Raw genomic sequence first — 447 nt, forward strand, 5'->3', positions numbered from 1 at the left:
TTATATAAAATAAAGCTATATCTTAATATTAAGATATAGCTTTATTTTATATAATGCTTATTTTTCTCTTCTAATTTAATTCTATCAACTCATTTATTAAACCTTTAACCTTTTGATATACATCAGCCCCCCATTTTACAATACTACTACTTTCGTTGAATCCAAAACCATCCGAATTTTTTCCAAATATATCAATATTATCTTTAATATTGTTTGGTAGTTCTTTAATTTTTTCTATCTCATCTTCTCTGAAATCTTCATTCCCTATAAAGTCTTTTGTGAATCCAATTACATCAGAAGTAATATTTTCAACTGTTAAAGCTGCATTTTCTAGCATACTTGATATAGAATATTCTTTATTAGAATTTGATTTTTTAAAAAGGTTAAAATCTCCTAAGGATTCACATCCTGTAGTACTAAAAATAACAACTGATAAAGTTAATATTA

Annotated in this window: 1 protein-coding gene; it reads right to left on the minus strand. The window is 24.2% G+C overall.

Going from position 1 to position 447, the window contains the following annotated elements:
* Nucleotides 1-70: 70 nt before the first annotated feature.
* On the minus strand, nucleotides 71-447 hold a 377-nt coding region (locus VN21_RS18705; RefSeq protein WP_046823651.1), incomplete at its 5' end, for a hypothetical protein.

The organism is Paraclostridium benzoelyticum (assembly GCF_001006285.1).
Taxonomy (GTDB): domain Bacteria; phylum Bacillota; class Clostridia; order Peptostreptococcales; family Peptostreptococcaceae; genus Paraclostridium; species Paraclostridium benzoelyticum.